The following is a 15620-nucleotide window of genomic DNA, read 5'->3' as shown; positions in this document are numbered from 1 at the left end:
GTAACCCAACCTGGACGAACTCCCCCGGGCTTGCGGAGCCTGAGGGGACCCCCAGATCCTACAAGGACGTCGCTGTCCGGTTCGCGCGCACCATGTCGACGAACAGACCGTGCACCCGGTGGTCGCCGGTCAGCTCCGGGTGGAACGACGTGGCGAGCGCGTTGCCCTGGCGGACGGCGACGATGTGGCCCTCGTGCTCGGCCAGCACCTCCGCCTCGGCGCCCACGGACTCGACCCAGGGGGCGCGGATGAAGACGCCCTCCACAGGATCCCCCTCGACGCCACGGACGTCGACCGCCGCCTCGAAGGACTCGTTCTGGCGTCCGAAGGCGTTGCGGCGGACGATCATGTCGATCCCGCCGATGGTCTCCTGGCCCGAGCGCGGGTCGAGGATCTTGTCGGCGAGCATGATCATGCCGGCGCAGGTTCCGTAGACGGGCATGCCGTCCCGGACGTACGCGCGCAGCGGGTCCATCACTCCGAAGAGGACGGCCAGCTTGGAGATGGTGGTCGACTCGCCGCCGGGAATGACCAGGCCGTCGATCTCGGCGAGCTCCTCGGGGCGCCGCACCGGCCTGGCCACGGCGTCCGCCGCGGCCAGGGCGATGAGGTGCTCCCGTACGTCGCCCTGGAGTGCCAGGACACCGATCACAGGAGTGTTCATGGGTGACTACCAGCCGCGGTTGGCGTAGCGCTCGGTCTCGGGGAGGGTGTCGCAGTTGATGCCGACCATGGCCTCGCCGAGGTTGCGGGACGCGTCCGCGATGATCTTCGGGTCGTCGAAGAAGGTGGTGGCCTTCACGATGGCGGCGGCACGCTTGGCCGGGTCGCCGGACTTGAAGATGCCGGAGCCGACGAAGACGCCCTCGGCGCCGAGCTGGCGCATGAGCGCGGCGTCGGCGGGGGTGGCGACACCACCGGCGGAGAACAGGACGACCGGGAGCTTGCCGAGCTCGGCGACCTCCTTGACGATCTCGTACGGGGCGCGCAGCTCCTTCGCGGCGGCGTACAGCTCGTTGTTGTCGAAGCCGCGCAGCCTGGCGATCTCGTTCTTGATCTGGCGCAGGTGACGGACGGCCTCGACGACGTTGCCGGTACCGGCCTCGCCCTTGGAGCGGATCATGGCCGCGCCCTCGGCGATACGGCGCAGGGCCTCGCCCAGGTTGGTGGCACCGCAGACGAAGGGGGTCGTGAAGGCCCACTTGTCGGAGTGGTTGACCTCGTCGGCCGGGGTGAGGACCTCGGACTCGTCGATGTAGTCGACGCCGAGGGACTGCAGGACCTGGGCCTCGACGAAGTGGCCGATGCGGGACTTGGCCATCACCGGGATGGAGACCGCGTCGATGATCTCCTCGATCATGTTCGGGTCCGACATACGGGCCACGCCGCCGTCCTTGCGGATGTCGGCGGGGACCCGCTCCAGGGCCATGACGGCCACGGCGCCGGCGTCCTCGGCGATCTTCGCCTGCTCGGCGTTGACCACGTCCATGATCACGCCGCCCTTGAGCTGCTCGGCCATGCCGCGCTTGACGCGGGCGGTGCCGATCGCGGTGTTCTCGGACGGGGCGGTGCTGGGAAGCGTGCTGGACACGGGTGACCTCGCTGGGTGAAAGAGGGTTTGTGCGCTTTCGAGGAAACGCGACGTGACCAGTCCACTGCAAGGGCCAATGAGGAGGCGGTGGATCGTTTTCCCCGCGACCGGCCTCCTCCCCCGGCTCTCCTCCCGCCGGTCCGGGAGACGGTCTCAGCTGGTGGGGCGGTCCGCCAGGGCGATCGGGGGCTCGTCGTCCATCTCGAAGGCCATCGGGAAGGGTGCGTGCCCGGCGAGCCGGAACCAGCGGACCTTGCGGTGGCGGCGCAGGGCGCGGGCAGCCCGTACGGCGTCGTTGTGGAAGCGCCGGGCCATCGGCACGCGCCGGACGGCCTGGGCCAGCTCGCCGGCGGCCTCCTCGCCGCCGGGGACCTCGCGGACCGCCTCGACCTGCTGGACCTCCCCGAACACCGCGCGAAGGGCCTGGCTCAGTTCGCTCTCGGCCACCTCACGCTGCTCCTCCTCGGCCTGCCGGGCCGCGTGGGCGGCTTCGTAGAGCACGATCGAGGCGGCCGGGTCGAGCACTCCGGAGGTGGCCAGTTCCTGCGCGACGGAGGCCCGGCGCAGCAGCTGGGCGTCGAGGCCGGCACGGGTGGCGTCGATCCGGGCGTGCAGGCGGTCGAGCCGTCCGGCGGTCCAGCTCAGGTAGAGGCCGATCGCCACGAGCGCGACGAGGATCCAGATGAGGGTTGCGGTCACGGGCGGCAAGGCTACCCGTGCGGACCCGTGGCCCCGTCAGGCACCGGGCCCCCTTCGCACCGTCGGTGCCGCGTCCGCCCGGTCGGCCGGTGCCCGGTCGGCCGGTCGCCGGAGGCCCGGTCGGCCGGTCGCCGGAGGCCCGGTCGGCCCGCCGCCAGGGGCCCGGCCCCTGGGCAGGCCGGGCACCGGCCCTGACGTCAGTCCCGGGCCATCCCGAACCGTGCGCGCAGGCCCGTGCGTTCGTCCGTGGCCACCGCCGCCGCGCCGTCCGTCACCGTCTCGTAGACGGCGAGGATGTCCGCGCCGACCGTCGACCAGTCGAAGCGCCGCACGTGGGCACTCCCCCGCTTCCGCAGTTCGGCGCGGCGCTCCGGGTCGGCGAGCAGGCGCAGCGCGGCGGCGGCGAGGGCGTCCGCGTCCTCGTTCGCGAACAGCTCGCCGGCCGCGCCCTGGTCGAGGACCTGGGCGAACGCGTCGAGGTCCGCGGCGAGCACGGGCGCGCCGGCGGACATCGCCTCGACCAGGATGATCCCGAAGCTCTCGCCGCCCGTGTTGGGCGCGATGTACAGGTCGACGCTGCGCAGGAAGCGGGCCTTGTCCTCGTCGCTGACCATGCCGAGGAACTCGACGCGCGACCGCATCTCCGCGGGCAGCGACTCCACGGCCTCCTTCTCGTCCCCGCGTCCGGCGACCAGGAGCCGCGTCTGCGGGCGCTCGGCGAGGATCTTCGGCAGGGCCTTCATGAGCACCGGCAGTCCCTTGCGGGGCTCGTCGATGCGGCCGATGAAGCCGATCGTGTCGCCCTGCCACTCCGGCTTGGGCTTGGCACGGGCGAAGAAGTCGACGTCGACGCCGTTCGGGATGACGACGGCGTCGCCGCCGAGGTGCTCGACGAGGGTCCGGCGCGCGTACTCGCTCACCGCGATGCGCGCGCTGATCTTCTCCAGGGCGGCCTGGAGGATCGAGTACGCGGCGACCATCGCCCGGGAACGCGGGTTGGAGGTGTGGAAGGTCGCGACGATCGGGCCCTGCGCGGCCCAGCAGGTGAGCAGGCCGAGGGACGGCGAGGACGGTTCGTGGATGTGGACCACGTCGAAGGTGCCGTCGTGCAGCCAGCGCCGTACCCGCGCGGCCGACAGGAAGCCGAAGTTCAGCCGCGCCACCGAGCCGTTGTAGGGCACCGGGACGGCGCGGCCCGCCGAGACGACGTACGGCGGCAGCGGGGTGTCGTCGTCCGAGGGGGCGAGGACGGAGACGTCGTGTCCCAGGCCGATGAGGTGCTCGGCCAGGTCCCGGATGTGGAACTGGACGCCGCCCGGGACGTCCCAGGAGTACGGGCAGACGATGCCGATCCTCACGGGGTCCTCTTCTCGGGAGCCTCGGAGGCCAGGGGGGTCTCGGGCTCGACCGGATGCCCGGGGGTCACGGATTCCTGCGGGCGGGGCTCCTGAGGAGCCTTCCCGGCGTCGAGGTCCTTGAGCCACAGCCGCTGCAGCATGTGCCAGTCCTCCGGGTGGTCGGCGATTCCCGTGGCGAAGGCGTCGGCCATCGCCTGTGTCATGACAGACGTCTTCTCGGCACGGGTGCCTGACACGGGAACCTCGACGGGCGGATGGACGCGGCCCTGCATGACGGTCGAGTCGTCGTACCAGAGCGTCACCGGCAGCAGCGCGGCGCCGGTCTGCTGCGCGAGGAGGGCCGGTCCGGCGGGCATCCGGGTCGCCTCGCCGAAGAACCGCACCTCGACGCCCGACGAGGACAGGTCGCGTTCGGCGACCAGGCAGACCAGTCCGCCGTCGCGCAGCCGCCGGGCGAGCGTGCCGAAGGCGGTGCCGCCGCTGTGCGGCAGGACCTCCATGCCGAGGCCCTCGCGGTAGGCGACGAAACGGTCGTACAGCGACTCGGGCTTGAGGCGCTCGGCGACGGTCGTGAAGGGTGTCTCCAGCTTGGTGGTGACCCAGGCGCCGGCGAGGTCCCAGTTGGCCATGTGCGGCAGGGCGAGGACGACGCCCCTGCCCGCGGCGAGGCCGTCGGTGAGGTGGTGCAGGTCCTTCGGCTCGAAGCCGCCCCGCACCCGGTCCGCGCTCCACGCGGGGAGCCGGAACGACTCCATCCAGTAGCGCAGGTACGAGCGCATGCCCGCCTTGGAGAGTTCGGCCAGGCGCTCCGGTGTCGCGTCGGGCAGCACGCGCGCGTAGTTGCTCTCCAGACGGAGCACGCCCTTGCCGCGCTTCTTCCAGGCGAGGTCCGCGATCGTCCGGCCGAGGCGCACGGCGACGGGCTCGGGGAGCTTCTTGACGGTGCTCCAGCCGAGGGCGTACGCGCCGTCCGCCAGCCGGTCCTGGAGGCTGGTCACGAGGTGGCCTCGCTGTTCGCGGCGGCAGCGGCGGCGTCCGCCTCGGCGGACTCCCGGCGGACGGTGACGACACGCTGGACCAGCGTGACGAGGCTGCCGACGGCGACGATCCACAGCGCGATCGGCAGCAGCACCTGGATGCCGGGCACACCGAACGCGTGCAGGCCCGCAAGACCGGCCGCGACCAGGGAGATCACCAGTCGCTCGGCGCGCTCCACCAGGCCGTTGACGGCGACCGGCAGGCCGATCGCCTCGCCGCGCGCCTTGGTGTACGAGACCACCTGGCCGCTGGCCAGGCAGAAGATCGAAACGGCGCACAGGACGTTGTCGTCGCCGCCACCCGCGTACCAGAGCGCGAAGCCGCCGAAGATCGCGCCGTCGGCCACCCGGTCGAGCGTGGAGTCCAGGAAGGCCCCCCAGCGGCTGGAGCGGCCGAGCTGGCGCGCCATGTTCCCGTCGACGAGGTCGGAGAACACGAACAGCGTGATGACGATCGTGCCCCAGAAGAACTCTCCCCGCGGGAAGAAGACCAGTGCGCCCGCCATCACTCCGGCCGTGCCCAGGAAGGTGACCGTGTCGGGGCTTACCCCCCGGCGGATGAGAAACGCGGCGAACGGTGTGAGGACACGCGTGAAGAATGCACGCGCGTACTTGTTCAGCATGGCCTTCCCGAGGGTCGGTGTCGCCGCGCGGCCCCTGCTGGCCACCGGCCGCCCCATCGTAGTCACGCGTGCGCCTGTGCGACGGCCGGGCACCCGCACCCCCGTGTCACGACGCGATGCCGTCGGTGCCGCGGCGCCGTCGCGTCCACTGTATGGACGCGCCGTGACGCGAGTGCGAAGCTCGAAGACACCGCGGGCGTCACCGGTGCCGCCACCGCACGCGGCCTGAGCATGTCCGCGCCCACAGAGACCTCACCGTGCACGGGAGGCAAGGCCATGGGCGACAAGGCGCACGCACACCCCGGAGCCGCCGGCAGGGCTACGGCGGCCGACCACCCCGCGTCCGTAAGGAACGTGGTGCTGGTCGGCCACAGCGGATCGGGCAAGACGACATTGGTGGAGGCTCTCGCGCTGACCGCGGGAGCGGTGAACCGGGCGGGCCGCGTGGAGGACGGCGGCACCGTCTCGGACTACGACGAGATCGAGCACCGGCAGCAACGCTCGGTGCAGCTCTCCCTGGTCCCCGTCGACTGGGACGGATACAAGATCAACATTCTGGACACCCCGGGGTACGCGGATTTCGTCGGGGAACTGAGGGCCGGTCTGCGCGCTGCGGACGCGGCCCTCTTCGTGGTCTCGGCCTCGGACGGCGTGGACGGTTCGACCCGGATGGTGTGGGAGGAGTGCGCGGCGGTCGGGATGCCGCGCGCCATCGTGGTGACCCACCTCGAATCGGCCAGGGCGGACTTCGAGGAGATGACCAGGATCTGCGCGGAGGCGTTCGGCGGGGACGACCCCGACGCCGTCCTGCCGCTGTACCTGCCGCTGCGGGGGCCCGAGGCACCGGACGGGCACGCGCCCGTGACCGGCCTGATCGGCCTGCTGACCCAGCGGCTGTTCGACTACGCCTCCGGGGAGCGCAAGGAGGCGGAACCGGGCCCCGAGCAGCGGCAGCTCATCGAGGACGCCCGCAACCGGCTGATCGAGGGAATCATCGCCGAGAGCGAGGACGAGACCCTCATGGACCGCTACCTCGGCGGCGAGGAGATCGACCTCAAGACGCTCGTGCAGGACCTGGAGCGGGCCGTGGCCCGCGGCACCTTCTTCCCGGTGCTGGCCGCAGCCCCGGCCGCCGAGGGCGCCCGGCAGGGTCTCGGCACGGTCGAGCTCCTCGAACTGGTCACGGGCGGCTTCCCCACCCCGCTGGAGCGCCCGGCGCCCTCGGTGACCACCCCGGACGGCGCCTCGCGCGCGGTCGAGGCGTGCGACCCGGACGGCCCGCTGCTCGCCGAGGTGGTGAAGACGGCGTCCGACCCGTACGTCGGCCGGGTCTCCCTGGTCCGGGTCTTCTCGGGGACGCTGCGCCCGGACGCGACCGTGCACGTCTCCGGGCACGGCCTCACCGACCGCGGCCACGAGGACCACGACGTCGACGAGCGCATCGGCACCCTGTCCGCGCCGTTCGGCAAACAGCAGCGGGCCCTCACCCACTGCATCGCCGGCGATCTCGCCAGCGTGGCCAAGCTGAACCGCGCCGAGACCGGCGACACCCTCTCGGCCAAGGACGACCCGCTTCTCATGGAGCCCTGGCGGATGCCCGACCCGCTGCTCCCGCTCGCCATCGAGGCGCACAGCAAGGCGGACGAGGACAAGCTCTCCCAGGGGCTCGGCCGGCTGGTCGCCGAGGACCCCACCATGCGGCTGGAGCAGAATCCGGCCACCCACCAGGTCGTCCTGTGGTGCCTGGGCGAGGCGCACGCGGACGTCGCGCTGGAGCGGCTGCGCAACCGGTACGGCGTGCAGGTCGACGTCGTCCCGCACAAGGTGTCGTTGCGCGAGACGTTCGCCGGCACGTCCAGCGGGCGGGGCCGGCATGTGAAGCAGTCCGGCGGACACGGTCAGTTCGCGATCTGCGAGATCGAGGTGGAACCGCTGCCGAACGGCTCGGGCATCGAGTTCGTGGACAAGGTCATCGGGGGCGCCGTGCCCCGTCAGTTCATCCCGTCCGTCGAGAAGGGCGTGCGCGCCCAGGCGGCCAGGGGCGTGGCCGCGGGCTATCCGCTCATCGACGTCCGGGTCACGCTGCGCGACGGCAAGGCGCACTCGGTGGACTCCTCCGACGCCGCCTTCCAGACGGCGGGGGCGCTGGCGCTGCGCGAGGCGGCGGCCGACGCCAGGATCCACCTCCTGGAGCCGGTGGCCGAGGTGAGTGTGCTGGTCGGCGACGACTACGTGGGTGCCGTGATGAGCGACCTGTCGGGCCGGCGCGGCCGGGTGGTGGGCACCGAGCAGGCGGGCGGCGGACGCACGCTCGTCCGGGCGGAGGTGCCGGAGATCGAGATCGGGCGGTACGCCGTCGATCTGCGGTCCATCTCGCACGGCACCGCGCGGTTCGACCGGCACTACGCGCGGCACGAACCGATGCCGCAGCAGATCGCCGAACGGATCCGCGAACGGACCCCGGACTCCTGAGGGTTCGGGGCGTCGTTCGTCGGCGGACGGCTTCGGCCGTCCGCCGACGAATGTCGGTCATGCCCGTTACTCTGAGAACCTGATCAAGACGATGACCTGATCAACAGGTGTGCGGAGCACCGAAGTCGGGAAAGCCGCAGGAGCGGGTGCGGCGGCGATGGGGGCGGAAGTGACGTTCGAGGGGTTCGATTTCACTCCCGGGGCGCAGGTGCCGCTCACGGGCTCCGCGGGACAGACGGCGGCGACCTTCGCCCTGGCCTCGGCGGCGTATCGCGACAGTCCGGTCACGGAGATCCTCAAGGCCGACAACGAATGGCACCAGTCGACCGTCAAGGCCCCGCGGATCAAGCTGCTCGCGCCGAATCTCGGCGAGGCCTTCTCGACGGCGGTCACCGGCCGCATGCTGGGTGTCGGCCGCAAGCCGCTCATCCAGTCCTTCGGCACCGAGCCGCAGGTCGTCGTGGAGCACTGCCTGGCGGCGACCAACATCCGCCGGGACCGCGACAATTGGCTGTCGGCCGTCATGGTGCTCTGCGGGCTGCTGTTCCTGCCGGGCCTCGTGGTGTGGCTGCTCGTCTTCACGATCCGCACGCAGATCGCCAAGAGCGAGAACAAGCGCGCCTCGGCCCTCGGCACCACGCTCCTGTTCGCGGCCGGCGCCCTCGCCGTCCTGTTCCTCCTGAAGATGCCGTTCACGGGTTTCTGGGGCTGGTACGGACGCGCGTCGGTGGTCCTGCCCGTCGTCGGCTGGCTCTGGGCCAAGCAGATCTGCGAGCGCACGGCCAAGGACCTGCGCGCCCGCTGGGACAGCCTCCTGTCCGGCGGCGGTCTCGGCGCGAAGATCCCGGAGGCGGTCCCCGGCAGCCCGGGCGAGACGGCGGCCGAGCGGCTGCGCCAGTCCCTCGCCCGCCTCGGCGCCGAGCAGCAGTCCAACTCCGTGTTCTACGCGGGCCCCAAGGGCATCCTCGGCATGGGGACACGCTGGGGCAGCTGGCAGCTCGCCGAGGACCTGGTGCCCCGGGACGCGGCCAAGGAGATCCACCCGTTCCGCAGCTGGGACGTGATCCGCAGCATCCACGACCAGTTGCGCATGCTGGAGCGCGGTCCGCTCAACACCGGTGGTTTCCCGGCGCCTTCGCTCAAGCACTGGGTGGTCACGCCGATCGGGGAGAACGCGAAGGCGGTGTCCCGGCCGGGCGGCACGGACGTGGACGCGTACACGGTCAGGAACCATGCCATCCAGGACATCTGCAACAAGCAGCAGTTCGGCAGCGGCGACCGGCACTACCTGGGGGTCCAGTGGACGCTCTGGGACGGCCAGTTGGTCATCACGATGCTGATCACGGTGACCGTGCTCCACGAGACGCTGCGCATCGAGGTCACCGGGCACGCGCTGGGCCCGGTGAACTCGCTGTTCACCACCAAGCCGGAGGCCCCGACCAAGGAGGTCGCGAAGACCGTCCGGTTCTGGGAGACCCGCAAGGTGAGCCTGCCGCTGGTCACCGCCGACGAGGTCGTACGGCTGGCCGCGCGGGCCCCCCTCAGCTGGTATCCGCCGCTTCTGGACTGGCTGGGCGGCTCGCTGGCGCTGCCCGAGCCGTTCGGGCTGCGGCACGCCTGGGCCGACCAGCCGTGGCGGCACCGTTTCATGGCGGACGACGCGCTGCGGGCCGCGACGCCCGTGCTGCGTGTGGTGCACGCGGCGGCGATCAGGGTCCTGGAGGAGAACGGCGTGGACACCGAGAAGTTCGGCAACCGCTCGTCGTTCCTCAGCACCGCGGTGCAGGACGCCGCACCGCGCAAGGCCGATCTGTACGACGCGTAGGGCGGAACGGCGGGCCGGGAACGGCCCGCCCGCCCCGAGGAGTCAGGCTCCGGGCCGCACCGGACCGACGACGGTGCCGGCCGCCACGACGAACCGGCCGGAGGCGCTGGACTCACCGGGGATCACCCCGTCCGGGGCCCTCAGCGTGAAGGTGGCCTCGTCGGCCCGGATTCCGCCGGGGCCGCCCGGCACCTGGATGTCGAAGTGGACGGGACGCCCCGGGCCGAACATCACCACGGCGCGCTGCGAGCCGTACCGGCCGGGGGTGACTCCTCGGAGGGAACCGTGCTGGTGGAAGCGGACGTCCGCCGGTGAACCGGCCAGCCGGCAGGGTTCGTACCCCCGCGCGGCGGTCAGGGTGACCCGGTAGTGGCGGTGCCCCGCGGTGGCGGGGCCCGCGGTGATCCTGGCGGTGTGGTTCGCCGGACGGCACGCGGACGGAGCACCGGCGGCGAGGGCCGACGGTGACGACGCGTGCGCCGTTCCGAGGCCTGCCGCGCCGACGAGCAGGGTGGCGGTGGCTGCGATCAGGGCGCTGCGACGATGCACGAGCATCCCCCTCCTGTGGTCCCGGCGGATCCGGGCGAGCACCTCTGACCTGTCCGCCAAGGCCCCCGCACCGTCGCGCCCCACCGCATTCCCCTCGTACGGGTGACGTCCCCGCGGCGGAAACGGCCGATGCCCGGGAAGGCGGGCTCTAGGCGGCGGGCCAGGCGTCCGCGAGCATCTCGCGGGTGTCCGCGAGGAGCTGGGGCAGGACCTTGGTGTGGCCGACGACCGGCATGAAGTTCGTGTCGCCGCCCCAGCGGGGCACGATGTGCTGGTGCAGGTGGGCGGCGATGCCGGCGCCGGCGACCGTGCCCTGGTTCATGCCGATGTTGAAGCCGTGCGCGCCGGAGGCGGTCCGCAGGGCGGTCATGGCCTGCTTGGTCAGCTCGCCCAGTTCCACGGTCTCGGGAGCGGTGAGATCCGTGTAGTCGGCGACGTGCCGATAGGGCACGACCATCAGGTGCCCGCCGTTGTACGGGTAGAGGTTCAGCACCGCGTACACCTGCTCGCCGCGCTTCACGATCAGCCCGTCCTCGTCGGACTTGGCCGGGATCGAGCAGAAGGGACAGCCGTCGTCGGCCCCCGGGCCGGTGGGCTTGTTCTCGCCCTGGATGTAAGCCATCCGGTGGGGCGTCCAAAGGCGCTGGAACGCGTCCTGCGTTCCCACTCCGATCTGCTGCTCCGGCTCACTCGTCATGTGATGCAGCATATTGCTTCGCCCGTTCGCGGCGTGTCGGCGGGTGCCCGGGAAAGGTGCCTGCGGCCAAGCTGGGGCCATGGACGACGACAGCCCGACGAGCCGCTGGGCGCAGCGCACCGAGGTACCGCTGGGGATCGCGTCTCTGCTCTTCCTGACCGCCTACGCGGTGCACGTGCTGGCGCACGGGATGCCCGACTGGGGGCGCCGGGTCTGCCTCATCGTGATCGCGGTCACCTGGGCGATGTTCCTCGTCGACTACCTGGTCCTCTGGCGGCTGAGCGGACGAGGCCTCGCGTTCGTACGGACCCATGTCCTGGACACGGTGGTCCTCGTCCTGCCGCTGCTGCGGCCGCTGCGGGTCGTCCGGCTCTACGACGCCGTGCTGCGCCGGCGGGGCGAGCCCCGGCTGCCGCTGTACGCGCGGGTGATGTTCTACGCGAGCATCGCCGTCCTGCTGCTCGGCTTCGCCGGGGCCCTCGCCGTCTACCAGGCGGAGTACGAGGCGCCGGGCGCGACGATCCGCACCTTCGGGGACTCCGTCTGGTGGGCGTCCTCCACGCTCGCGACGGTGGGCTACGGCGACGTGACGCCGGTGACGGCGCGGGGACGCGTCATCGCGGTCGCCATGATGGCGTGCGGTCTGGCCCTGCTCGGCGCGGTCACGGGCTCGTTCTCGTCGTGGCTGCTGCAGGTGTTCTCGCGTGAGGGCGACGACGAGAGGCCTCCGCGGAGCTGAGCTTCGCGGAGGCCTCTCGTCAGATGCGGCGGATCAGATCTGCGCGCGCTCCTCGACGACGCGGGCGATCTTGGCGATGGCCTCGTCGAGCGGGATGCCGTTCTCCTGCGAGCCGTCGCGGTAGCGGAACGAGACGGCGCCGGCCGCCATGTCCTCGTCGCCGGCGATGACCATGAAGGGCACCTTCTGCTTCTGCGCGTTGCGGATCTTCTTCTGCATCCGGTCCGAGGAGGAGTCCACCTCGACGCGCAGCCCCTTCTTCTTGGCCTGCGCGGCGAACTTCTGCAGGTACTCGACGTGCGCGTCACCGATCGGGATGCCGATCGCCTGGACGGGCGCCAGCCACGCCGGGAACGCACCCGCGTAGTGCTCGAGGAGCACGGCGAAGAAGCGCTCGATGGAACCGAAGAGCGCGCGGTGGATCATGACCGGGCGCTGCTTGGTGCCGTCCGGGCCGGTGTACTCCAGGTCGAAGCGCTCGGGCAGGTTGAAGTCGAGCTGCACGGTCGACATCTGCCAGGTGCGGCCGATGGCGTCCTTGGCCTGCACGGAGATCTTCGGGCCGTAGAAGGCGGCGCCGCCCGGGTCCGGGACCAGCGGGAGGCCCTGCTTCTCGGCGACCTGGCGCAGCGTCTCGGTGGCCTCTTCCCAGACCTCGTCCGAGCCGACGAACTTCTCCGGGTCCTTGGTGGACAGCTCCAGGTAGAAGTCGGTGAGGCCGTAGTCGCGCAGCAGGTTCAGGACGAAGGTGAGCGTCTTGTCGAGCTCCTCCGCCATCTGCTCCTTGGTGCAGTAGATGTGCGCGTCGTCCTGGGTGAAGCCGCGGGCACGGGTCAGGCCGTGCACGACGCCGGACTTCTCGTACCGGTACACGGTGCCGAACTCGAAGAGGCGCAGCGGCAGTTCACGGTACGAGCGGCCGCGCGCGTCGAAGATCAGGTTGTGCATCGGGCAGTTCATGGGCTTGAGGTAGTAGTCCACGCCCTCGTCGAGCTGCATGGGCGGGTACATGCCGTCGGCGTACCAGTCCAGGTGGCCCGAGGTCTCGAAGAGCTTCCCCTTGGTGGCGTGCGGGGTGTAGACGAACTCGTAGCCCTCCTCCTCGTGCCGGCGGCGCGAGTAGTCCTCCATGACCCGGCGGATGATGCCGCCCTTGGGGTGGAAGACGGCGAGGCCGGAGCCGATCTGGTCCGGGATGGAGAACAGGTCCAGTTCGTTGCCCAGCTTGCGGTGGTCGCGCTTCTCGGCCTCGGCGAGGAAGTCGAGGTGGGCCTTCAGCTCCTCCTTGGAGGGCCAGGCGGTGCCGTAGATGCGCTGGAGCATGGGGTTCTTCTCGCTGCCGCGCCAGTACGCGGCGGCGTTGCGCATGAGCTTGAACGCCGGGATGTTGCGGGTGGTGGGCAGGTGGGGACCGCGGCAGAGGTCCTTCCAGCACAGGTCGCCGGTCTTGGCGTCGAGGTTGTCGTAGATGGTCAGCTCGCCGCCGCCCACCTCGACGTCCGCGCCGTCGTCCGAGGACGCGGAGCCCTTGATGCCGATGAGCTCCAGCTTGTACGGCTCGGCGGCGAGCTCCTCGCGGGCGTCCTCGTCGGTGACGACGCGACGGGAGAAGCGCTGGCCGCGCTTCTGGATCTCCTGCATCTTCTTCTCGACGGCCTTGAGGTCCTCGGGGGTGAAGGGCCTCGCGACGTCGAAGTCGTAGTAGAAGCCGTCCTTGACCGGGGGGCCGATGCCGAGCTTGGCCTCGGGGAAGAGCTCCTGCACAGCCTGGGCCATGACGTGCGCGGTGGAGTGGCGCAGGATGTTCAGGCCGTCCTCGGAGGAGATCTCGACGGGCTCGACCTCCTCGCCGTCCCGCACCTCGTAGGCGAGGTCCTTCAGCTCGCCGGCCACGCGGGCCGCGATAATGGTGCGCTGGCCGGCGAAGAGCTCGGCGGCCGTAGTGCCCGTCGTCACCACGCGCTCTTCCCGCTCGGAATCGCGTTGGATGACCACACGGACGTCTGACACCGGACTCTCCTGACTGAAGGCGACTCCACACCACATACGGCATGGCATGGCAATGCCCCGAATCCTACCGAGCCCGGGGACCCCTCCGCGAAAGGGTTGTGGACAGGCACCGCCCAGGTCCCCGTCGCGGGCCGCCTCAGTCCCCGCTGCAGGCCTCCTCGAAGAAGTCCAGGTTCTCCTGGAGCGACTTCATCAGCCGGTCCCGCTCCGCCTCGTCGACCTGTACGGGGACGACTCCGGAGGCGTCGGTGAGGCGCCGGAAGCCGCCGCGGCTCTCCAGCCGTCCGTGCACGCGCACGGGCAGCCCCACCAGATGGGCCTGGCCCGCTATCCGGTAGGCCTCCTCGTCCAGGGTGACCCGTACGTGCGGGACCTCCGCACCGGCGATGACCCGCAGCCGTACGGTGCCCGCGCCGCGCGGGCCCGAGCGGCGCATCCTGACGACCGCGCCGGTGAGGCGCACGGGGACGGACGGTTCCTCGCGCAGGTACCGGGCGCCGGCCTCACGGAGCACGGGAAGGTCGCCGGGCGAGAACTCGACGGCCTCGGCGGGGTTCGCTCCGCCCTCGGGGACGCCTTCGGCGGGCGACCACTCGACGGCGATCCGGGCGCCCTCCGTCCCCCGCACGAGGGCCACCAGGGCTTCCATCAGCTCGTGGCTGACGCCGGCCTCGACGGCCGCGTCGAACGCGTCCATGCCACCGGTGGCCCGCTGGTAGTCGATGGCTTCGCGGGCCGCGTACAGCGCCTGGTGCAGGCGGACGGCGAGGGGCCGGCCGGCGGCTACGGGCACGAACGCGGTGAGGCGGCGGCCGCCCGGTTCGGCTCCGACCAGCACGTCGTCGAGGGAGGCGGCGGCGGACCTGCGGTGCCGGGCGCCGTAGTAGCCGGCCCGTGCGCGGGTGGCGAGCGCGGCGGCGAGCAGCATCTGGCGGGCGGCACCGCGCAGCTGTTCCTCGACGGTCCAGGGCGCGGCGCCCGCGGGTCCGGTGGGCACGTCCCGCCACCAGCGGATCTCGTCGCTGGGAACGGCGAGCGCGAGCAGCACGTCGCGTGCGGACGACGAGCCGCTGCGGGCGAGCGCGACGAGAGCTTCGCCGAGCAGGTCGTCGCTGTCGGGGAAGGCCCGGTTCTCCGGCACCAGCAGGCTGGTGCCGCCGCCCCCGGGCCCGGGTGGTGTCCACCGGCCGTACCGTCCCGGGGCTCCCCCGCGCCGCTGCCAGCCGTGGCGTTGCAGGAGGGCGCCGAGGACGGCAGGGTCGACCTGGTCGGGCGCCGGAGGGGCCTCCCAGAGCGTTTCGGCGGGGTGCGGCCTCACGGGCCGAAGGGGCTCGTCGATCGGGCGGTGTGTCATGGTCTGCCTCCCGTCCCGACCCTCGTCATGATCTCGCAGAGGGCACGGTCGTCGAAGATCCGGGCCGTCGGGATACGGACGGTGGTCCGGCGCCGGCCCGTGACGGCATGCCCGGCGAGGTTGATCCAGTAGCAGCAGTGCCGCAGGTCGAGGCGGTCGTGGCCGGCGCGCAGCCAGTCGTCCTGGGATCTGGGCACGAGCATCACGACCAGGATCTTGTGCACCGAGACCGGGGTGCGCGCGAGCTTCGCCAGGTGGGCGTTGTCGAGCGTGAAGGAGAACGCGGGCCCCGGTGGGTCGGGCGGTATCTGGTAGGTGCACTTGAGCTGCACCTTGATGGTGACTTCGTCGTCGACCGTGTGCCCGGGGGCGCTGTGGCTGACGTGCCAGTCGATGCCGTTGTCGGGGAACGGCTGGGAGAGCGAGCAGCCGGCCGCTGCCGCCACGGCGTGCAGGTAGCCCACCTGCAGGGTCTCCATGCAGGCGGTGGTGGCGAGGGAGCCGCGATGGGGTGCCGTCCGCTGGGGCAGCAGCCCGCCCCGTTCGGGCTGGGCGAGTGCCATGAGTCCAACAGCCTTCCAGGCTTGGTGTGTCCGCGCTGCGGGTCGCTGAACTGCAAAGACCCGTACCTCAGTTGTCTCCTTCCGGCGTACGGCGCAAACAGCC

General features: G+C 71.5%; 14 protein-coding genes. 3 read left to right on the top strand and 11 right to left on the bottom strand.

Going from position 1 to position 15620, the window contains the following annotated elements; translation table 11 throughout:
- Positions 1-58: 58 nt before the first annotated feature.
- The 6 genes from pdxT to pgsA form a co-directional block, all read right to left on the bottom strand.
- A complete protein-coding gene (gene pdxT / locus OG406_RS32225) occupies positions 59-664 on the bottom strand; it encodes a pyridoxal 5'-phosphate synthase glutaminase subunit PdxT (protein WP_266854441.1) in 606 nt (201 codons plus the stop codon).
- 6 nt (positions 665-670) lie between these two features.
- Positions 671-1591: a pyridoxal 5'-phosphate synthase lyase subunit PdxS gene (gene pdxS, locus OG406_RS32220; RefSeq protein WP_081223373.1), complete on the bottom strand. Its 921-nt coding sequence runs from the start codon at positions 1589-1591 to the stop codon at positions 671-673.
- A 153-nt stretch (positions 1592-1744) separates the two neighbouring features.
- The gene (locus OG406_RS32215; protein ID WP_164369955.1) at positions 1745-2290 is read right to left on the bottom strand and encodes a LemA family protein; all 546 of its coding nucleotides are present in this window, start codon (positions 2288-2290) and stop codon (positions 1745-1747) included.
- A gap of 197 nt (positions 2291-2487) precedes the next feature.
- On the bottom strand, positions 2488-3648 hold the full coding sequence (locus tag OG406_RS32210) for a glycosyltransferase family 4 protein (protein WP_266854445.1): 1161 nt from the start codon (positions 3646-3648) through the stop codon (positions 2488-2490).
- Positions 3645-4646, bottom strand: a complete 1002-nt coding sequence (locus OG406_RS32205) for a phosphatidylinositol mannoside acyltransferase (RefSeq protein WP_266612139.1) — start codon at positions 4644-4646, stop codon at positions 3645-3647. Before OG406_RS32205 ends, OG406_RS32210 begins: the two co-directional genes overlap by 4 nt.
- A complete protein-coding gene (pgsA, locus tag OG406_RS32200) occupies positions 4643-5365 on the bottom strand; it encodes a phosphatidylinositol phosphate synthase (protein ID WP_266619859.1) in 723 nt (240 codons plus the stop codon). The genes OG406_RS32205 and pgsA overlap by 4 nt, the downstream gene beginning before the upstream one ends.
- A gap of 219 nt (positions 5366-5584) precedes the next feature.
- Between pgsA and OG406_RS32195 the strand changes: the two genes are divergently transcribed.
- Both OG406_RS32195 and OG406_RS32190 read left to right on the top strand, forming a co-directional pair.
- On the top strand, positions 5585-7780 hold the full coding sequence (locus OG406_RS32195) for an elongation factor G-like protein EF-G2 (RefSeq protein WP_329189106.1): 2196 nt from the start codon (positions 5585-5587) through the stop codon (positions 7778-7780).
- Positions 7781-7937: 157 nt separating this feature from the next.
- Positions 7938-9605 (top strand): hypothetical protein, encoded by a 1668-nt coding sequence (locus OG406_RS32190; protein ID WP_267050268.1) that lies wholly within the window; start codon positions 7938-7940, stop codon positions 9603-9605.
- Positions 9606-9647: 42 nt separating this feature from the next.
- Here OG406_RS32190 and OG406_RS32185 read toward each other — a convergent pair whose 3' ends face one another.
- Both OG406_RS32185 and OG406_RS32180 read right to left on the bottom strand, forming a co-directional pair.
- The gene (locus tag OG406_RS32185) at positions 9648-10160 is read right to left on the bottom strand and encodes a DUF4232 domain-containing protein (RefSeq protein WP_329189104.1); all 513 of its coding nucleotides are present in this window, start codon (positions 10158-10160) and stop codon (positions 9648-9650) included.
- 142 nt (positions 10161-10302) lie between these two features.
- Positions 10303-10863: an HIT family protein gene (locus tag OG406_RS32180; RefSeq protein ID WP_267050270.1), complete on the bottom strand. Its 561-nt coding sequence runs from the start codon at positions 10861-10863 to the stop codon at positions 10303-10305.
- A gap of 67 nt (positions 10864-10930) precedes the next feature.
- Here OG406_RS32180 and OG406_RS32175 point away from each other — a divergent pair, with 67 nt between their 5' ends.
- Positions 10931-11590 carry a potassium channel family protein gene (locus OG406_RS32175; protein ID WP_164369950.1) on the top strand — a complete coding sequence of 220 codons (660 nt, stop codon included), beginning with the start codon at positions 10931-10933 and terminating at the stop codon, positions 11588-11590.
- 33 nt (positions 11591-11623) lie between these two features.
- Here OG406_RS32175 and thrS read toward each other — a convergent pair whose 3' ends face one another.
- The 3 genes from thrS to OG406_RS32160 all read right to left on the bottom strand — a co-directional run bounded on the left by thrS (position 11624) and on the right by OG406_RS32160 (position 15517).
- The gene (thrS, locus tag OG406_RS32170) at positions 11624-13600 is read right to left on the bottom strand and encodes a threonine--tRNA ligase (RefSeq protein WP_266854451.1); all 1977 of its coding nucleotides are present in this window, start codon (positions 13598-13600) and stop codon (positions 11624-11626) included.
- 136 nt (positions 13601-13736) lie between these two features.
- The gene (locus OG406_RS32165; RefSeq protein ID WP_329189099.1) at positions 13737-14954 is read right to left on the bottom strand and encodes a hypothetical protein; all 1218 of its coding nucleotides are present in this window, start codon (positions 14952-14954) and stop codon (positions 13737-13739) included.
- The gene (locus OG406_RS32160) at positions 14951-15517 is read right to left on the bottom strand and encodes a DUF4365 domain-containing protein (protein ID WP_266612151.1); all 567 of its coding nucleotides are present in this window, start codon (positions 15515-15517) and stop codon (positions 14951-14953) included. The genes OG406_RS32165 and OG406_RS32160 overlap by 4 nt, the downstream gene beginning before the upstream one ends.
- Positions 15518-15620: the final 103 nt, after the last annotated feature.

This window comes from Streptomyces sp. NBC_01428 (genome assembly GCF_036231965.1).
Taxonomy (GTDB): domain Bacteria; phylum Actinomycetota; class Actinomycetes; order Streptomycetales; family Streptomycetaceae; genus Streptomyces.
This window is presented reverse-complemented; position numbering and strand designations above follow the sequence as displayed.